The organism is Natrinema sp. 74 (assembly GCF_046097095.1).
GTDB lineage: Archaea > Halobacteriota > Halobacteria > Halobacteriales > Natrialbaceae > Natrinema.
Window position 1 is genome coordinate 2,063,234 of record NZ_CP175698.1, and the last position, 17,993, is coordinate 2,081,226.

At 64.9% G+C, this 17,993-nt stretch carries 13 protein-coding genes; 10 read left to right on the top strand and 3 right to left on the bottom strand.

Annotation, left to right across the window (positions count from 1 at the left end; genetic code table 11):
- The first annotated feature begins 142 nt into the window (after positions 1-142).
- Positions 143-814 carry a hypothetical protein gene (locus ACJ70B_RS10240; protein WP_408956884.1) on the top strand — a complete coding sequence of 224 codons (672 nt, stop codon included), beginning with the start codon at positions 143-145 and terminating at the stop codon, positions 812-814.
- A 194-nt stretch (positions 815-1,008) separates the two neighbouring features.
- Here ACJ70B_RS10240 and ACJ70B_RS10245 read toward each other — a convergent pair whose 3' ends face one another.
- Positions 1,009-1,431 (bottom strand): DoxX family protein, encoded by a 423-nt coding sequence (locus tag ACJ70B_RS10245; protein WP_408956885.1) that lies wholly within the window; start codon positions 1,429-1,431, stop codon positions 1,009-1,011.
- 204 nt (positions 1,432-1,635) lie between these two features.
- On the opposite strand from ACJ70B_RS10245, the gene ACJ70B_RS10250 reads away from it, so the two are divergent.
- The 7 genes from ACJ70B_RS10250 to ACJ70B_RS10280 all read left to right on the top strand — a co-directional run bounded on the left by ACJ70B_RS10250 (position 1,636) and on the right by ACJ70B_RS10280 (position 13,559).
- Positions 1,636-3,036: a WD40/YVTN/BNR-like repeat-containing protein gene (locus ACJ70B_RS10250; protein WP_408956886.1), complete on the top strand. Its 1,401-nt coding sequence runs from the start codon at positions 1,636-1,638 to the stop codon at positions 3,034-3,036.
- 81 nt (positions 3,037-3,117) lie between these two features.
- Positions 3,118-4,332, top strand: a complete 1,215-nt coding sequence (locus ACJ70B_RS10255) for a PQQ-binding-like beta-propeller repeat protein (protein ID WP_408956887.1) — start codon at positions 3,118-3,120, stop codon at positions 4,330-4,332.
- Positions 4,333-4,543: 211 nt separating this feature from the next.
- On the top strand, positions 4,544-5,671 hold the full coding sequence (locus ACJ70B_RS10260; protein WP_408956888.1) for a GNAT family N-acetyltransferase: 1,128 nt from the start codon (positions 4,544-4,546) through the stop codon (positions 5,669-5,671).
- A gap of 90 nt (positions 5,672-5,761) precedes the next feature.
- Positions 5,762-8,284: a heavy metal translocating P-type ATPase gene (locus tag ACJ70B_RS10265; protein WP_408956889.1), complete on the top strand. Its 2,523-nt coding sequence runs from the start codon at positions 5,762-5,764 to the stop codon at positions 8,282-8,284.
- A 198-nt stretch (positions 8,285-8,482) separates the two neighbouring features.
- Entirely contained in the window at positions 8,483-10,636 is a 2,154-nt protein-coding gene (locus ACJ70B_RS10270) for a PAS domain S-box protein (RefSeq protein ID WP_408956890.1), read from the top strand.
- 136 nt (positions 10,637-10,772) lie between these two features.
- The gene (locus tag ACJ70B_RS10275; RefSeq protein ID WP_408956891.1) at positions 10,773-12,011 is read left to right on the top strand and encodes a CynX/NimT family MFS transporter; all 1,239 of its coding nucleotides are present in this window, start codon (positions 10,773-10,775) and stop codon (positions 12,009-12,011) included.
- Positions 12,012-12,098: 87 nt separating this feature from the next.
- The gene (locus tag ACJ70B_RS10280) at positions 12,099-13,559 is read left to right on the top strand and encodes a lipase maturation factor family protein (RefSeq protein ID WP_408956892.1); all 1,461 of its coding nucleotides are present in this window, start codon (positions 12,099-12,101) and stop codon (positions 13,557-13,559) included.
- Positions 13,560-13,566: 7 nt separating this feature from the next.
- Here the strand turns inward: ACJ70B_RS10280 and ACJ70B_RS10285 are convergent, their stop codons facing one another.
- A complete protein-coding gene (locus ACJ70B_RS10285) occupies positions 13,567-13,953 on the bottom strand; it encodes a DCC1-like thiol-disulfide oxidoreductase family protein (RefSeq protein ID WP_408956893.1) in 387 nt (128 codons plus the stop codon).
- Positions 13,954-14,077: 124 nt separating this feature from the next.
- Here ACJ70B_RS10285 and ACJ70B_RS10290 point away from each other — a divergent pair, with 124 nt between their 5' ends.
- Positions 14,078-14,272 carry a hypothetical protein gene (locus ACJ70B_RS10290; RefSeq protein ID WP_408956894.1) on the top strand — a complete coding sequence of 65 codons (195 nt, stop codon included), beginning with the start codon at positions 14,078-14,080 and terminating at the stop codon, positions 14,270-14,272.
- A gap of 55 nt (positions 14,273-14,327) precedes the next feature.
- Positions 14,328-15,572, top strand: coding sequence for a hypothetical protein (locus ACJ70B_RS10295; RefSeq protein ID WP_408956895.1), 1,245 nt, complete (start codon positions 14,328-14,330; stop codon positions 15,570-15,572).
- Between the two features lie 596 nt (positions 15,573-16,168).
- Here ACJ70B_RS10295 and ACJ70B_RS10300 read toward each other — a convergent pair.
- Positions 16,169-17,596 carry an HNH endonuclease gene (locus tag ACJ70B_RS10300; RefSeq protein WP_408956896.1) on the bottom strand — a complete coding sequence of 476 codons (1,428 nt, stop codon included), beginning with the start codon at positions 17,594-17,596 and terminating at the stop codon, positions 16,169-16,171.
- Positions 17,597-17,993: the final 397 nt, after the last annotated feature.

Below are 17,993 nucleotides of genomic sequence, written 5' to 3' on the forward strand. Positions count from 1 at the left end.
AAAAAGGGGTCTCGGAGTAAGAATATTTGACAACAACTCTGTTCAACATACTGTCTCAGTTGGTTTCAAAGGTAACATTCAAGGGCATGGACAAGACGGCTACTCAGACGATCCCGATAATCGAACGGGTGACGGAGACGAGATGGTCGACCAAGCACGGGATTACGCCAAGTGGTACGTCGCGCAGAATACCGAGCACGACACAGCTCCGTGGTATCTGCGAAGTGACCGAATTGAACAGGTCAAAGAGACAGTTGCGAGTCTGTCCGAAGAGGACCTAAAGCGCTACTTCCATCACTACTATCGCCAGCTGGCTGGTGCATACGACGCTACCATCGCGCAGCCGAACCCAGATCCCGTTCCAGCCGGTGCGGCGATGAACGAGTACCGCGAACACAAACTTGACGTTTACCTCTCCGAAGACGGGAACGAGATCGACGCCACTTCCGGTGTCCACGTGATGTACTACGCCGATATCAACGACGACCGACTCGTCTGGAGCGATAACCCGTATCCGGACCGAAAACCGGATACGCGCCTCGAGCACGTGGTTATCGACCTCGACAGGGATCAGTTTCAGGACTTTCTGGTCTATCACCTTCGCTGTCAGATCCGAGATAGTTACCTCGCCCGCGGTGAGGAACCGCCCAACGAATACCGCGTTCTCGGACCTGGTACCGACCATATGATGGTTCGGTGTATGAACCGCGAGTACGTCCCAGACTATCACAACTACAACGCCAATATCGAGGGCTATCGCGCCGAAGATACGTTCAACGCCGGCATCTTCGCGCCGTTGTTGAACCTCTTCTGATGTCGGAGGCTGCGATGATTGCAACACGAGCACGGACAGAGAACCTCGCTTTTCCTGAAGCAGCCGTGGTGTGATCGGCTATGCCGTGATTTTCGGTGGTTGTTAGCAGTCCAACCGTCAAACGCGTCCAACGGTGACCGGTTCGAGGCGTGCCCGGAGCCGTCTAAATCCCATGTCAGGTAGTCGAATGTTGGTCAGACAACTTCGCGGTCAAACAGCAGGTGTTCGATGCTGTACTGTCCGCTCCCGCACACGATGAGGACGAGAAACACGGCGAGATAGAGCAACCCGAGTTCGCCCCCGTTCTGAATCGGGATGAGCCCGTCTGGAATGTGTGTCATGAATTGGGCGGCGATCATCTCACCAGCCGTCAGGAGTGCGACGAGACGGGTCAACATGCCAACGGCGATAAGGAACCCGCCGACTAACTCGAGGATGCCAGCGACGCCGTACAGACTGACCAGCGAGACGGTCCCTCCGCTTCCATCGACCCCACCGAAGAGACCGAACAGTTTCTGAACACCGTGTTGCATGAACAAGAGTCCGACGAAAATACGAACCGCTGAGTAGAGCTCTTCTTCGTACGATTCCACCACCTGACCGATCAATGCGACCATACTCACTGTCGAATCCATCTCTTGATTAATAATTAGTAGATAATGGTACGATTTGGCCGATCTGGGGTAGCACCAAGAGGCTTCGCGCATATCGATCCACGACACGATCGCGACGTTCGCGGCGTCGGCGGGGGGAGCAACTCGTGCCTGCAGTACGCTTTTGCTCTCGAGTCGGATAGGGTGACCAACTGCGAGCACCGACCGATGACTACCGATTCGCGGTCCGACGAGGGCTTCGTCCCGTTCTTTCGTCGGTACACGAAGACGTGGGTCCACGCGGTCGCGACCGCCGGCCTGACCGCGTTCGGAACGCTGACGATCGTTCACCGCTGGTTCGTCGTCCTCGCGCTGGCGTCTTACGTCGTGCCGCCGATCGTACTCTACTTGCGAGAACCGGCGGCGGATCAAGACGAGGGGACTCGCGCTACGGCCCAGCCGACCGAGTCACCCTCGACGGACGAGACGACGGATGCAGCGAGGGAGACGACGGATGCATCGGCCGCTCGAGGGGCGAGGTCGGAGCCCGAATCGCTCGAGTGGGCCGAGACCGGGGCCGACGCGAAAGCGGGGGACGCTACCGACACCCGGCCAACAGGCGGGCCCGATACTGCATTCAGCGGCGCGACGGCCGATTCGACGGGAGACCGTCGCGATGCCGATCCGCAGAACGACGGTGAATCGTCGACCGATCGAATGACCGACGACGAACGCCCCCGTCACTGGGAGGTTGTCGACATTTCCGTCGGGGCGACCCTTCGCGACGTCTGCGTGACCGAAGCAGGGTCGGTCTACGCGACGGGCGACGGCGGACTGGTACTCGCCGCGGCTCCCGCCGATGACGGAACCGACTGGACGGTCGCGCTCGAGGACGGGCCGGCCGCCGCGGGGGCCGACCTCCGCGGGGTCGACGCGACGGCCGACGGCGACGCCGTCTGGATCGCCGGCGACGGCGGTGCGCTGGCCAGGCTCGAGGCCGAGAGCGGTCGCCACACCGACTACACGGCACCGGCGGGGATCACCGACAACTGGCTGGGAATCGCCGTCTGCGGCGCGAGCGGTGACGAGACGGTTCTTTTGATCAACGGCTCCGGCGCGGTCTGTCGCGGGCGGTACCGCGACGGCGAGCCCTCGTGGGAGGACCCGGTCAAACCCGGCGGCGGTTCGAGCCTGAGTGCGATCGCTCTCGCGGACGCGTCGATCGGCTACTGTTGTGATACGAACGACGGCGTCTTCGAGACGACCGACGGCGGCCGCTCCTTCGAGGAGATAGGGCCGGTCGGTGCCGACGGGACGCTTGAGGCCGTCGCGACGCTGGGCCGCCAGGACTGTCTGGTGAGCGCGGACGACGGCGTCGTCCACCGATACGGCGGCGGGACGTGGACGCCGGAGCGGGTCGCCGACGGCGCGCTGCCGGGGCTGGCCCGCCGCGAGGGCGAGACGCTCGCCTGCAGCGCCGACGGGGAGATCTACGAGCGGACCGACGCGGCCGAGTGGACGCAGGCGGACGCGGACGCGTCGGCGTCGCTGCTGGCCGTGTCGATTAGGTCCGCCGGCGACCGGGCGGTCGCGGTTGGCAACGAGGGGACCGTCCTCGAGCGGCGATGAACACGGGCAAGCGTAGCTATCCCTATAATCCGAATATACGGACTAGAAAAAGTTTAAACTGATAAACAGGTTGTTAGATAGATGTCTCTCCACTCACGGTGGCAGTTTCTCACCGGTGCCGTCGGCATCGGGACGATGAGTATCTCTGGCTGCCTCTCGGGACGCAGCACGAACGGATCGTGTTCGGACGGACGATTTCAGTATTCTTCGGATGTCTCTCTCGACGGAACGGAAGCGTGGCCGATGTACCGGTACGACGCGGCGAACTCCGGCTACAACCCGGACGCACAGGGGCCGAAAACCGGCGTCGAGACGGCCTGGCGGTACAGCGCCTGTTCCGAGGCCGACTCGAGGATCGCCGTCAGCGACGGCCGCGTGTACGCGGGCGGAGCCGTCTTCGACGGTCGTACGGGAGAGCGGATACGCGGGGAGTGGTTCGAGTCGAGCGGTAGCCCGTCAGTCGTCGATGGGACGGTATACGTCACCGGGAACGGACTCGAGGCTCGGAGCGCTGCGACCGGTGACGAACGGTGGGCGTTCCGACCGAACCGTGGCGGCGGAATCCTTTCGGCACCGACTGTGGCGGCGGATACCGTCTACGTGCCCGGCAGTAACACCGTGTTGTACGGCATCGATGCTGCCACGGGCGACGAACGATGGCGGTTCGAGACCGAGGGACGAATCGAAACGACGCCGGCGGTTTCCGACGGCACAGTGTACGCCGTCGACAAGACGAATACGCTCTACGCGATCTCGGCCGAGACGGGCGAGAAACGCTGGCGAGCGAATCAGGACGTCGACTGCTGGCGGTCTGCACCCGCCGTCGCGAACGATCGGCTGTTCCTCGGTTCGTGTGACCGGACGGTTCGCGCGGTCGACACCGCGGACGGATCGACAGTCTGGCAGCAAACAAACGAGATAGACGTTCCGATCCGTCGACCAATCGCAGCCACCGAGATGACTGTCTTTGCGGCCGGGGACGACGGGACCGTCGTCGCCCTCGACGCCGCGACTGGTCGGCTCGAGTGGCGTCAGACCGTCGATGCGTACGAACTCGGTGCGCCGGTCGTCGCCGACGAGGTCGTCTACGTGGGCGAACCATCTCGAGGTCCGTCAGGGAAGTTGTTCGCACTCGATGTGGGGGACGGCACCGTCCGGTGGCAGTTCGCGACTCGAGCCGTCGACTTCGGCGACTATACGAGGGCCGGGATCACGCACGGGCCGGTCGTCTTCGATGGAGTCGTATACGCGTCGACGGCTCCCGGTGATCTCTACGCGTTACTCGAACACCAGTGAACCGTTTCGGAGTCGTTTCGAGAACGAATCGATGAGGTCGTGCTAGAATCGATCGCTTACAGTCGGATTCCGGAAACAGTCCACGGATCTGTCGAAATCGGCGTATTCAGGGCCAACTGGTATTCCCGTCTCGAGCGAAGGTCCACCCGTCACAGCCACGCTGCGGGTCGCTCGAGTTCACCTCGCAGCCGGGCGTGAAACGGCCTCAACTATGAGTACGTCACCACGAGCGGCGACGCGACGGACCGTCCGCGCGTTCGAGCCCGCCGATCGAGCGACGTTCTTATCGCTGTACAAGACCGTGTTCGGCCGCGAGAGAAGTGCCGACTGGTTTCGCTGGAAGTTTCGCGAGAACCCGTTCGCCGACCACGTCCCGATCGTCGTCGCGACCGTCGACGGCGAGCCGGTCGGTTTCAGGTCGTTTTTCGCCCAGGAGATGCGGCTCAGCGGCGTCGTTCGGACCGCGTTCCAGCCCTGTGATACGATGGTCCACGCCGACCATCGCGGCCGAGGTCTGTTCGGCCGGATGAACGACCACGCCATCGAGCGCTACCGCACCGGCGAGCCGTCGTTTTTCTTCAACTTCCCCAACGAGCACTCGAAACCCGGCAACCTCGCGCACGGCTGGCAGGAGATCGGGACGGTGCCGGCCTACTACCGCCCGCAAAACCCCATCGGCGCACTCGGGGATCGAACCGACGCCGACTCGTCGTCGCCCGCTACCGACCCACGAGCGGCCGACGGCCGGCGGATCGCCGCGCTCGCGGACGCTCTCGAGGGCGCGATCGCGACCTCCCACCGGGCCGGCGATAGACTGCTTGTCGGCTCCGACGGCGACCTCGAGATCGAGCGCTACGAGACGCCGCCGGCCGACGTTCTCGAGACGGTCTACCGACGCTCGATCCCCGACGCGGTTCACACGAACCGCACCGCCGCGTTCTACCGCTGGCGGTTCGCGAACCCCGCTCGGACGTACGCGGCCTACGTCGCCCAGCGGGACGGCGAGCCCGTCGCCGCGCTCGTTACCTCGAGCACCGACGAGTACGCGCGGATCGTCGAGACCCTTCCGCGGACGCTTGAGGAGGGAGCGGCGATAGAGCGCCTGCTCGTGGCCGCGCTCGACGATCACGCGGACCGCGGCTACGTCGAGGCGTTTGGGGAGACGCTGCCGGCCCCGCTCCGGTACCGGTTCTATCCGGATACGCGCTTGCCGCTGTCGGCGCTGCTGCGGCCGACCGCGCGGACGCTGCTCGCACGCGACCTCGGCGACGAGCTGGGCCTCGAGTTGAGTTCGGTCGAGGCGTGGTCGTTTTCGCGGCTCGATCTGGACACGACGTGACTGGCCGGAACGGGGTCGCCGTGCCGACGCGATGTCCTCCGTGCGATCGGATCGGTCACTGTTATTGCCGTCGAACCCGGAGCGACGACCGTGAGCGATCGACGCACGGAGAGCGACCGGCGCGAGCGCTGTCGGCTATGTGAAACGCTGCTCTCGGCGTCCGCCGATGACCCGGGCTCGGACGGCTTCTGTTCGCCCGGCTGTCGCGACATCGCAGCCGAGTACGGCGCGAGCGACGGCGATAGCGACGCTGATGCTCGAGACGATGGTGTGGGAAACACCGTCGACCGGACGGACGATCGGCGCGACGAGCCGGACGGGATGACCGGCACCTTCCTCCGGATCGACGGCATGCACTCGGCGACTTGCGAGGCGTTTCTCGAGTCGGTCGCCGAGGGTCGCGACGGCGTGACCAACGCCGAAGCGAGCTACGTCACGGAGACGGTTCGGGTCGATCACGATCCGGAGCGGGTCTCGCCGGCCGACCTCGAGGACGCGTTGAGCACCGTCGGTTACACGGCCTATCTGCGAGAGGAGGCCACTGCCGACGACGAGACCGGCGGCACGCGCCGCTCTCGCGAGATGTCCGGCCTGCGAAAGCGCCGCGCCGACGATATGCTCGAGATGCGGTACGTGGTGGGCGTCGTCTTCGGCTCGTTTCTCCTGTTGCCGTTCGTGGCGGTGTTTTACCCGATGTATCTCACCTCGTTTACCGACTGGGGTGCGATCGCGCACTTCGAGGGTGCGTTTACCGGCTTCAGCGGCTCGCTGTATCTCCCGCTGTTCGTCGTGCTAACGGGCGCGATCGTCTACCTGACCGGCGGCCCGCTGCTCCGGGGTGCGTACGTCAGCCTGAAGCTGCGACGGCCAACGACGGACCTGCTCGCAGCGCTGACGATCTGTAGCGCCTACGTCTACGCCGCGATCGTCTCTACTCTCGGCCGGACCGATGTCTACTTCGACCTGACGATCCTCGTCGCCGCGCTCGTGATGGGGGCGATCTACTACGAGTCGACGGTCAAGCGCCGCGCGGCCGACCGGCTGACCGACCTCACCGTCTCGCAGGTCGACACGGCTCGGCTGTACGCGTCGGACGGCTCGACGACCGAACTCCCCGTCGCCGACCTCGAGTCGGGCGATCGGGTGCTCGTTCGCGAGGGCGAGCGCATCCCCGTCGACGGGACCCTCGCTGAGGGCGAGTGTGCGGTCGACGAGGCCGTCGTCACGGGCGAGTCGCTGCCGGTCACGAAACGCGTGGGCGACGCGGTGGTCGGTGGGTCGGTCGTCACCACCGATGCGGCAGTCGTCGACGTCGGCGAGCGGACGACGAGCAGCATCGAGCGACTCACACAGGTCGTCTGGAACGTCCAGAGTGCTGACCACGGCGTCACGCGGCGGGCCAACGAGCTCGCCGCGACGCTCGTCCCGATCGTCCTCGCCACCGCGGTCGCCGTCGGCGCGGGGTCGTTCCTCCTCGGCGCTAGTCCGGTGGCGACCGCCCTGGCGGCCTGCATGGCGATCATGGTCGTCAGCCCGTGGGCGCTTGGCTTTGCGACGCCGTACACCGTCGCCGCGAGCCTTCAGGCGGCTCTCGATCGGGGGATCGTCGTCTTCGATGAGACGATATTCGAGCGCCTGCGCGCTGTCGACACCGTCGTTTTCGACAAGACCGGCACGCTCACCACCGGCGAGATGACCGTCCGCGAGGCAGACGCGCCCGACGACCTGCTCGCGGCCGCGGCCGCCTTAGAGCGGCGTGCGGCCCACCCGGCCGCGGCGGCGATCGCCGCGGCGTTCGACGGTGGCGGTAGCGGTGGCGGTGACGCGGACACGGAGACGCGAGCGGACGGCGGGTCCACCGCTCTCCCCGAGACGGAAGTCACGGACTTCCACACTCACGCGACCGGCGTCGAGGGGACCGTCGACGGCCGGACGGTGCTGGTCGGCCACCCCGACCTCTTCCGGGAGCGCGAGTGGGCGCTCAGCGACGCTCTCACGGCGCGACTCGAGCGCGCTCGAGCGGCCGGTCGGCTCCCGGTCGTCGTCGGCCGGGACGGCGAGGCGGAGGGGCTCGTGGTCGTCGGCGACGACCCCCGAAAGGGGTGGGACGAGACGATCGCGGCGCTGGATGACGACGGCGTCGACGTCGTGGTACTGACCGGCGACGAGGGGGCGTCCTCCGAGGCCTTCGCGGAGCATCCGGGCGTCGATCACGTCTTCGCGGGCGTCTCGCCCGACGCGAAGACGGCGGCCATTAGGCGGATGCGAACCGATACCCGCGTCGCGATGGTCGGCGACGGAACGAACGACGCGCCCGCACTCGCGGCGGCCGACCTGGGCATCTCGCTGGGCAGTGGCACCGCACTCGCCGCCGACGCGGCCGACATTGCGATCGCAGACGACGATCTGGCCGCGGTCGAGCGAGCGTTCGCGCTGGCGACGACGGCCCGCAAGCGCCTCCGGCAGAACGTCGGGCTCTCGTTCGCCTACAACGCGATCGCCATCCCATCGGCCGCGCTCGGAATCGTAAATCCGCTGGTGACGACCGTCGCCGTCGCGGTCGGCTCCCTGCTCATCGTCGGGAACGCGGAACGATCACTGCTCGAGGACTGACCGACCGACAGCGGCTGCCGTTTCCGATACGAGTTCGTCGTCTCCTCCCAATACGCCGGGCCGTCACCGTGAGACGAGCAACCAGTAGTTCGGTCGGCGATCGCTGAGTGCTGCATTCGACGCCGCGTCTGCGCATCTCCGAACCGATCCGCCACAGCCCTTATACCATATGCGGGATACCATACTGGAGATCCGACTATGGACAGCGAGGAGACGACCGTGTTATTCGTTGCCGAAGATCCGACGGCCGCGTCGGGACTTTCCACCGTTCTGAACGAGGATGTGGGTGAGGGGTCCGTCGAAACTGCGACCAGCGTCGGTGACGGGCTGGATCGTCTCGCTGTTACTAACGTCGATTGTCTCGTCTCCGAGTACGACCTTCCCGATCGAAACGGGCTCACGTTTCTCGAGACTGTCCGCGAGACCCACGGGGACCTGCCGTTTATTCTGTATACGGCCGACGCCGACGATGCGATCGTCAGAGAGGTGATCGCCGCCGACGTGACCGACTACGTCCCGCGTGGATCGCGATCCGATCGGCCCGAACTGCTCGCCGAACGAGTCTCCGCCATCGTTGACCGACACCGGACACGGGACGCCAACGAGACGCGTGACGATCGGTTCCGGACGCTACTCGAGCAGCCGACCGAACGGCTCGCCGTGCTCGACGAGGACGGTGGCTGTCAGTTCGCCACCCCTGGGATGAAGCGGCTGCTCGGTGACGAGTTCGATCCCCCTCGCGGTGCGTGTCTCTTCGCTGCGATCCATCCGGACGACCGCGACCGCGCCCGGTCGCTGATCGACCGGGCGACCGAAACCAGCGGGGCGGTCATCGAGGGCGAGTACCGGCATCGGCGCGAGGACGGCTCGTACCAATGGGTCGAATCTGCCGTGACGAACCCGCCCGAGATCGACGGTATCGTCGTCAGTTCGACCGATATCACGGCCCGAAAGCAGTGCGAACGGGACCTCGAGTGGGAACGCGACCAGTTCACCGCTCTCTTCGAAAATCTCCAAAACCCGGTCGTCTACGGTGAGATCGACGATACCGGCCCGACCGTCGATCAGGTAAACCGAGCCTTCGAGGAGACGTTCGGGTACGACGCCGGGGAGATCGTCGGAGAGAATTTAGACGACCTCATCGTCCCGGAGACGCACCGTCGCGAAGCGGCGCGCATTAACAAGGAGATCCTCGAAAACGGACGCGCTCACACAGAAGTGACGCGACGAACTGCCGACGGTCCCCAGGAATTCGTTCTCAACGTCGTCCTGTTGTCCAGCGAGGACGGAACGCAAAACGGATACGCGATCTATACGGACATCTCCGAGCACAAGGAGAGAGAACGCGAACTGCGCGAAACGACGCGCCAGCTACAGGCGGTTCTCAATACGGTCTCGGCGATAATCCTCATGAAGGACGCGACGGGACAGTTTCTGCTGATGAACGACACCTGTCGCGAGCGGTTGGGCCTCGAAACGGAGCCGGTGGTCGGGATGACCGACAAAGATATTCTCCCGGACGATATCGCTGCTGAGTACCAAACGGACGACCAGCGGGTGCTCGACACGGGAGAGCCGCTCGAGGTCGAAGAAGAGATCCCGACCGTAAACGGCAGGCGAACGTATCTGACGCGTAAAAACCCGATCTTCGATGACAACGGCGATCCGTACGCCGTCTGTGCCGTTTCGACCGATATCACCGAACACAAAGAGCGCGAGGCGGAACTGGAGCGCAAAAACGAACGGCTCGACGAGTTCACGAGTATCGTCAGCCACGACCTCCGCAACCCGCTCAATATCGCTCAGAGCTACCTCGAGTTGGCTCGGTCGGAGTGTACCAACCCCCACCTCGAGGACGTGGCCGTCGCTCTCGAGCGGATTCACCAGATCGTCGAACGGACGCTGACGCTCGCTCGAGACGGGCGAACGATCGGGGAGACGGTGTCGGTCGACCTCCAAACGCTCGCGACGGACTGTTGGGACGGCGTCGATACCGCTTCGGCCACCCTCCGCGTGGCGGAGCCGCCGACGGTCACTGCCGATCCACAGCGGCTTCGACACCTCTTCGAGAACCTGTTTCGGAACGCGGTCGAGCACGGTGGGACAGACGTCACCGTCCGCGTCGGCGCGCTCGAAGACGGGTTTTACGTCGAGGACGATGGATACGGGTTTCCCGGCGACGGAGACGGTAGTCGCTTGCAACCGGCCCACTCGATGGGTGGGAGCGAGACCGGGCTCGGGCTCGCCATCGTCAAACGAATCGCGGACGCTCACGGGTGGGACGTCCGTGCGACGACGAGCGCCGACGGCGGTGCCCGCATCGAAATCGACGGCGTCGATATCGACGCTTGATCGGTCTCGAGCCGGCCGGGCGTGGTCGTCGGCCGCCGGAGGGTGACGACCGTACCGGACACGGAGTGACGCGGACAGCGGGGAGTCGTACCGCTACATCAAAGTACTCGAGTCGGTGTGTCACAGCTACGATCGAATGACCGAACAGATGGATCGTCGTCGCGCGTACGGAGCCGTCACCGTGGGAACGGTCGGCTACACCTGTCTGATGTTTATCTGGTTCTCGCTGCCGGCGTATCTCTCGACGATTATCGCGGATCTTGGCCTCTCGGGGACGCAGGCGGGCGTGGTCGCCGGGGCGGTCCCGCTGACGTACATTCCGATCGCGCTGGTTACCGGGACGGTCGTCGACCGGGTCGGACCGGGACGGAGCCTCGCGGCCGGCGTGGTGATCTACGGCGTCGCGCAGGCCGGCCGGAGCTTCGCCGACGGGTTTCCGTCGTTGCTCGCGGCGACGCTGCTGATCGGTGTCGGCGCGACGGCCGTCACGTTCGGCCTGCCGAAACTCGTCTCGGTGCTGTTTCCGCCCGACGAGACCGGCTTTCCGTCCTCGATCTACCTCGTCGGTGCGTCGACGGGGACGGCGAGCGCCTTCGCCATCGGTCGCCCGATCTTGGGGCCGCTGCTTGGCGGCTGGCGCACCCTGTTCTTCTGGAGCGGCGTCGTTGCGGTCGGCTACGGCCTGCTGTGGCTCGTCGTCGCTCAGCGGCTGGAGATCGACGCCCGTAACCGCGCGGCCAACGGCACCAACGTGGACGACTCGTCGCCGACGCTCGCCGCGATTCGGCAGGACCTGAAACTCGTTCTCACCCACCGCGAACTGCAACTCGTCGTCGTCGTCGGCACGATGTACCTCCTGATCGCCCACGGCATGCAGGGATGGCTCCCGACGTTGCTCGAGGCCCGCGGGTTCTCTGCAGACCGAGCCGGACGGACCACGAGCCTGCTCGTCGCGGCTAACGTCGTCGGCGTGCTGGCCGTCCCCGCGGTGGCCGACCGCCTCGGCGCGCGTCGAGCGGCACTGATGGGTTGTGGTCTCATCGCCGGCCTCGGCATATCCGGGGTGCTCGCGAGCGATATCGGCCTCCTGTTGCTCGGTAGCATCGTCGTCACCGGATTCGGGTTCGGCGGCCTCTCGCCGCTCGTCCGGGCGATCCCGCCGGACCTCGAGGGGATCGGCACGCGGCTGACCGGCACGGCAGTCGCGTTCATCTTCGCCGTCGGCGAGATCGGCGGCTTCCTCGGCCCGGTGCTGGTCGGGACGCTGTACGATCTGACCGGATCGTACGCGCCTGGGCTCCTCGTCCTGGCCTCAGGCGGGCTCGTCGCTGCGGTTGCCGGGGGCATGTTGCGGTATCGGTACGGCGGTTCCTGACGGTGCGCGGTGGATGAACGCGACGCGCTCGAGCCGACGGTGTGCGCACACGGCACGCCTTTCCGAGCCGCGAAAGTACGGTCGCGTATGTGGTCCGGAGAGGGCTATTGGCTCGCCCGCCTCGGCTTCCAGCGGGGGCTCGCGCTGCTCTATCTGCTCGCCTTTCTCGTCGCGGCAAACCAGTTTCGGCCGCTGGCGGGAGAGGACGGACTGCTCCCCCTCGAGTGGTACGTCGAGGGCGCGTCGTTTCGCGAGCGGCCGAGCCTCTTCTATTTCGTCCCGAGCGACCGCGCGATCGGGATCGCGGCCTGGACCGGCGTCGGGCTATCGGCGCTGGCGCTGGTCGGGCTCCCCTACTGGCTGCCGACGGGGCTGGCGACGCCGGCCTCGATGGCCCTCTGGGCGACGCTGTGGGCGCTCTATCAGTCCTTTGTCAACGCCGGCCAGACGTTCTACGGCTACGGCTGGGAGTCGATGCTGCTCGAGACGGGATTTCTCGCGATCTTTCTGGGTGCGGGGTCGGTCGCGCCGCCGTTCGTCGTCATCGTTCTGTTGCAGTGGGTGCTCTTTCGCAACATGTTCGGCGCGGGGCTGATCAAGCTCCGCGGGGACGACTGCTGGCGCGACCTGACTTGCATGGACTACCACTACGAGACCCAGCCGATCCCGAACCCGGTGAGCTGGTATGCACACCACTTGTCGGACCGGTTCCATCAAGTCGAGACCTTCGGAAATCACGTCCTCGAGTTGCTGGTTCCGTTCCTCTACTTCGCGCCCCAACCGATCTCGGCGCTGGCCGGCCTCGCGACGATCGGCTTTCAGGGGTGGCTGCTAGTGACGGGCAACTTCGCCTGGCTGAACGCGCTGACGATCGTGCTGGCGATCCCGACGGTCAGCGACGGCGTCCTCACCGCCGTGCTCCCGATTTCGGTGCCCGCGGTGGCACCGACGCCGTTCTTCCTCGAGGTGCTGGCGGCGCTCGTTGCCCTCCTCGTCATCGCACTGAGCGTCCGGCCGGTGCGAAACACCCTCTCGGAGCGCCAGATCATGAACACCGCGTTCGATCCCCTCCACCTCGTCAACACCTACGGTGCCTTCGGCTCGATCACGCGGGACCGCTACGAGATCGTCGTCGAGGGGACGACCGACGAGGACGTGACGGCGGACACGGCGTGGCAGGCGTATCGGTTCAAGGGAAAGCCGACGGATCCTGAGCGCCGGCCGCCGCAGGTCGCCCCCTACCACCTCCGGCTCGACTGGCAGCTCTGGTTCGCCGCCATGTCGCCGAGCCCGCGCCGACAGCCGTGGTTCCTCCGACTGCTGGCGAAACTGCTCGAGGCCGACGCGGAGACGCGCTCACTGCTCGCCGCAGATCCGTTCGACGGCGAGCCGCCGGCCCGCGTCCGCGCGGTGCGCTATCGCTATCGGTACACGACGCCCGAGGAGCGCGCCGAAACCGGCCGCTGGTGGGAGCGTGAACGTGTCGGGACGTACGTACAGCCGGTCTCGCTCGAGGAGCTACGGGGTCGCCAGCCGCGGCTCAGCTGAGGACGCCTCAGCCGTCGTCCGACTTCTCGCGCGCCGGCGGCGTCCGCGAAACGAACTCGCCCCACGTGTCGCGACGGTCTGCGACCCAGCGGTACGAGCGCTCGCGGAGGCGCTGGTAGTCGTCGAACTGCCGGAGGAACGCGACGACCTCGTCTGCCGGTTCGGCGAGGTCGGTCCGGACGAACGCCTGCTCGATCGACGCGCCACAGGAATATACGCCGTCGTCGGTCACCAAGTGCGCACAGTCCTCGTAATCGGCGGGCAGGCGCTCGCGCAGGTCGTCCGTGAGGTCGGCAAAGCCGACGATTCGGACGTCAGTCCGCTTGTCGAAGTACTCCGCCCACCACGTACAGAAGCCGCAGTCGTCGTCGTAAACGAGCGTCGGCGCTGTCATAGTACCGTGAACGAACTCGAGACACAAACGCTTGTTCTCGGTTGCGCTCTGCTGAGAGCGAGGCGGCGGATGGTGACCGACTCGAGTGCCGAGATACTTGGCCCGGGATGCCCAACCGAGCCGTATGGAGCGGTTCGTCCGGATGATCGTCGCCGGAGGCGTGGTGCTGGTCGGTGCGCTCTGGCTGGTGACGCTCGTCGAGTACGGCTCGGCCCCGTGGTGGGGCGGTGTCGGCCTCGCGCTGCTCGGAACGGGTGCCGTTTTCGCCGGAATCGGGAGGGAACTCGAGTCGGGGGCGTTCGCGGTCGGCGAGGAGTGACCGCTCGGCCGACCGTCGCCAGAACATTATTGTCACCGCTGTCCGATGCTGAGCCATGAGCAGCGCGGCCCGGTCGCTTTCCGAACCGCAGGTGCTGGCCCACACCAAACGGCGACTCTTCCCGGACGACGATGAGTCGACGGCCTACGCGGTGGCCGACACGCAGTTCTCACAGGCCGAATGGCTCCCCGGCCAGCCCGTCGATCCCGAGGTCAGAGACCGTCTCTCGCCATTCAACCACGTCCGGATCGGCGGCGGCTATCCCGATCTCGTCGGCGTTCGGACCCTCGAGTCTGACCTGCTTGCCGTCGAGCGACTCGGCGACGAGCCGCCGCTGATCGCCATCGAGGCGAAAGGATACGCCAGTGGCGGCGTCGACACCCGACGCGGCATCGTTCAGGCGTACGATCGGCTTAATGAGGCCAACGCGGCCTATCTCGCCGCGCCGGCGGCCGCGATCTCCGAGACCGACCGGACGCTCGCACGGGAGCTGAACGTCGGCGTCCTTGGCGTCGATTCCGCGGGGACCGTCGAGCCCCTCGAGGTGCCCCGCGTGGTCGGTAATCGGACGACGACCGAGGCGACGGCGCTGCGATTCCAGGCCGGCACACAGGGCGTCGCGGACAGCTCGTTCGGGTTGAACCATCCGAAGAACTACCTCGGCTATCCCCTGGCCCACTACGCGGACGGGGAGACGGCGGCCCTGCTGTCCGAGTACAAGGTCGTGAGCGCGGTAGACGACGCTCGACAGGGTGCCGCGTTTTTGGGGCTGATCGAGGACGGGCCGCGGGGGGTCGACCTGACGGGGCTCGGACGGGAGGTCGTCCGATTCGCGCGGAGTCGGTACGGGTCCGTCACGGGGGCACTCGAGGAATTCGAGAGCTGGTACCGATCGCCGAAACGGTTCGTCGACCTCGCGCCCGCGTGGGGGCAGTTGGCTCGCCGGGTGATCTGTGCCTATCCGGCAACCGAACTGCTGGTGACGGAGCTACAGGCTATGCACGACGACGACATTGCCGAGCCGTCGCTCGTGGACCTCGTCGTGTACCTGCACGAACTTCACCCCTCGTTCACCGTCGAACTGTTCGTTCGAGGTGACGACGGCATCCGCAGTCGCGTCCTGACCGACGACGGCGACCTCCGGCACTCGGCGCTCGAGGACGGATCGGTGTATCACTCGCCGACGGTGTTTCAACTGAAGGCGATGCTCTATCACACCGGGCTCCTGACCGACCGCGGGAGCGAACCACACCGGCTCGAGCCGCTCGAGGACGTTTGGGCGCTTCGTGAACCAGTGTAGGCTCGTTGGTTCGGTCTCCGAGGGACGATCAGCCGCGCTCTCCGTTGCTCGAGCGACTATCTCCCGTTTATCGTTGGTTCTCGACCCGATATAGTAGCGGATAGTACCGACGGCCGACGGCCTCGACGGGGACAGTCGATCGCACGTCTCTGACAACGGAACGCTGGTTCGAATCTCGATTCGCCGGACGGATGACGAGGCGCACCCGTCGGGGTGGCGGTATCCGCTCCACGACGGCACACTCGTGTCGGGCCCAGCAATCCTGGACGATGGCACGATCCGGCGGTACGATAACGCCCACGAGGATACGAATGCCACGTCGTCCCAGATCCAGCAGCCCAGTCGATCGAGGTCCCCGTCACGGAGAACCACGAGGAACCAGCGAGCATCTGCGGGACCGCGCGACTCGTCGGCTGCGACGTGAAGAACTGACGATGCTCGAGGCGCTTGGAATCATCCAGTTCGACGAGGTCGGTCGCAACGACCGATCTTCCCCTATAACGACCGCATCATCTGCCCGTTCGCGCACGATAGCGGTAATATGGCCCCTGCAGCGCCGTCGTTGGTCATCAAATCGGGCTCAGCGGTCACTGGTGTTACGGATCGAACCCATGCCGTTCCCGGTGCGCCGCGAGAAACGTCGCGTGGGGGTGGTGGTCTTGGTCTGCGGGGAGCGTCAGCGGTTCGTTCTCGAGCGCTGCAAATTCTTCGTAGCCCTCGAGATCAGGTCGGTCGGCGACCAAAATTCGGTAGTCGTCGCTGACAGCGAGCCAGCCGGTGTCGAACGCCCAGTGATGGAGTCGACAGAGGGCAAGTCCGTTCTGGACGTTGTCACGGCCGTTCTCTCGTTTCGGATAGATATGTGCAGCCTCAATATCGATCGTTCCGTCCGGCGATTCCCGTGCGTTTCCGCAGATCGCACACCGAGAGTCGTAAACGGACTTGACTGTTTTCGGGAACGCACTCGAGCGAATTCGTCGCTGGACCTCGGTGAACTCCTCCTCGTCGTCGGTGAGTGACGGTTCGTCGGCATCGATGTCGGACACCGATTCCGAGAACGCTTCGAACTGCGCTGGCTCTATCTCGAGGCGTTCCATCGTGAACTTGTAGACCATCCGTCCGCCATGCGAGACGTATTCGGCGTCGACGATGTCGACCATTCCCTCGTACCGGAGGTCGTCTCTGTCTACCGGCTGATAGAAGAAGTATACCGGAGCGGTCGATCGGTCAGCCTGGTCGAGAAGCGCCCCGTTCGCGGCTGTCCGGCGTTGGTCACCCTTCTCTGGCAGCCCTTCACCGATGTAGGTGAACTGCTCCTTCCCGAACTCATCGCTATACGGCCCGTCCTCTCGAGCCTTGATGACGACGAAGTCGAGGTTACCGTTCTCGTCCGTCCGGGGATTGATGCCCTTGATGTATGCGCCGAAGTTGGTTCCGAGTTCTTCCTCGAGTTCGGTCTGCGTGTAAAATTCGTCCCGCTCGAAGTACGGATACTCGGCCGATCGTCGCCGAGCCAGTTCCTGTCCATCGTTCGTGAGCGCGTTCACGCCGTTAGATCGTTCGATGTAGCCGAGACTCTGCAACCACCCTCGGTGCTGGGCAGGGCCGGCGGAATCGTTCCAGTCGAACTCGGCGTGTTCGGATGTAATCACGGCCCCCAATTCAGCGTCAGTCTTCGGACCGTCGAGCAGTGTCTGCAGTATCGTATCGAACCCGTGGACATTGCTCGCGAGCAGCCCGTAGAGATACTCCGGATCTGTTTCTGCCAGCCACTCGATCCCTTGCTGTGTGAGCCGAACGCGATCCGACTCGAGTTCGAGTAGCTCGATCGACTCGAGAAAGCCGATTCGATCCTGAATTCCGTCATCGCTCGTCGCCCGTGTATTCGATGTGAGCCACTCGAACACCGCCGCTTCGGTCGGGTTCTCGGTGAGAACGTACTGACACAACTCCGCGAGTACATCCGTATAGTTCCCCGCTCCGCCGAAAAAACGGACCGCTATGTTGCGTTTCCCTTGTCCCATCGCTGCTAGTTACTATCCGACCTGTTATGCCGAGATAGTTATAAACCAAGTGCCATCGCCGCGGCACTCGATTCGATCCGAGATCACCGTCCGTTGAGCTATGTCTCTCTAGCTCGTTGGCATCGAAATCACCCTCGAGAAACGAGCGGCCACGGTCGGAGAGACGATAGATTCCGCCTGGTTCGCCGTGTATTTGATGAGCATATGACTACGAGAGTCCATCTCGAGACCGCGATAGGAACTATCGCTCGAGCGCCGTGGTGACCTACTGAGGTAACTCGTGTATGCCCGACGGATGGTCTCCTCGACCCGAACTCTCCGGCGTCAATATCCGTCACTGCCCAACGACCTATTGGCATCGAACTTTTCCAATCCGTAACGTAATTAATACATATTG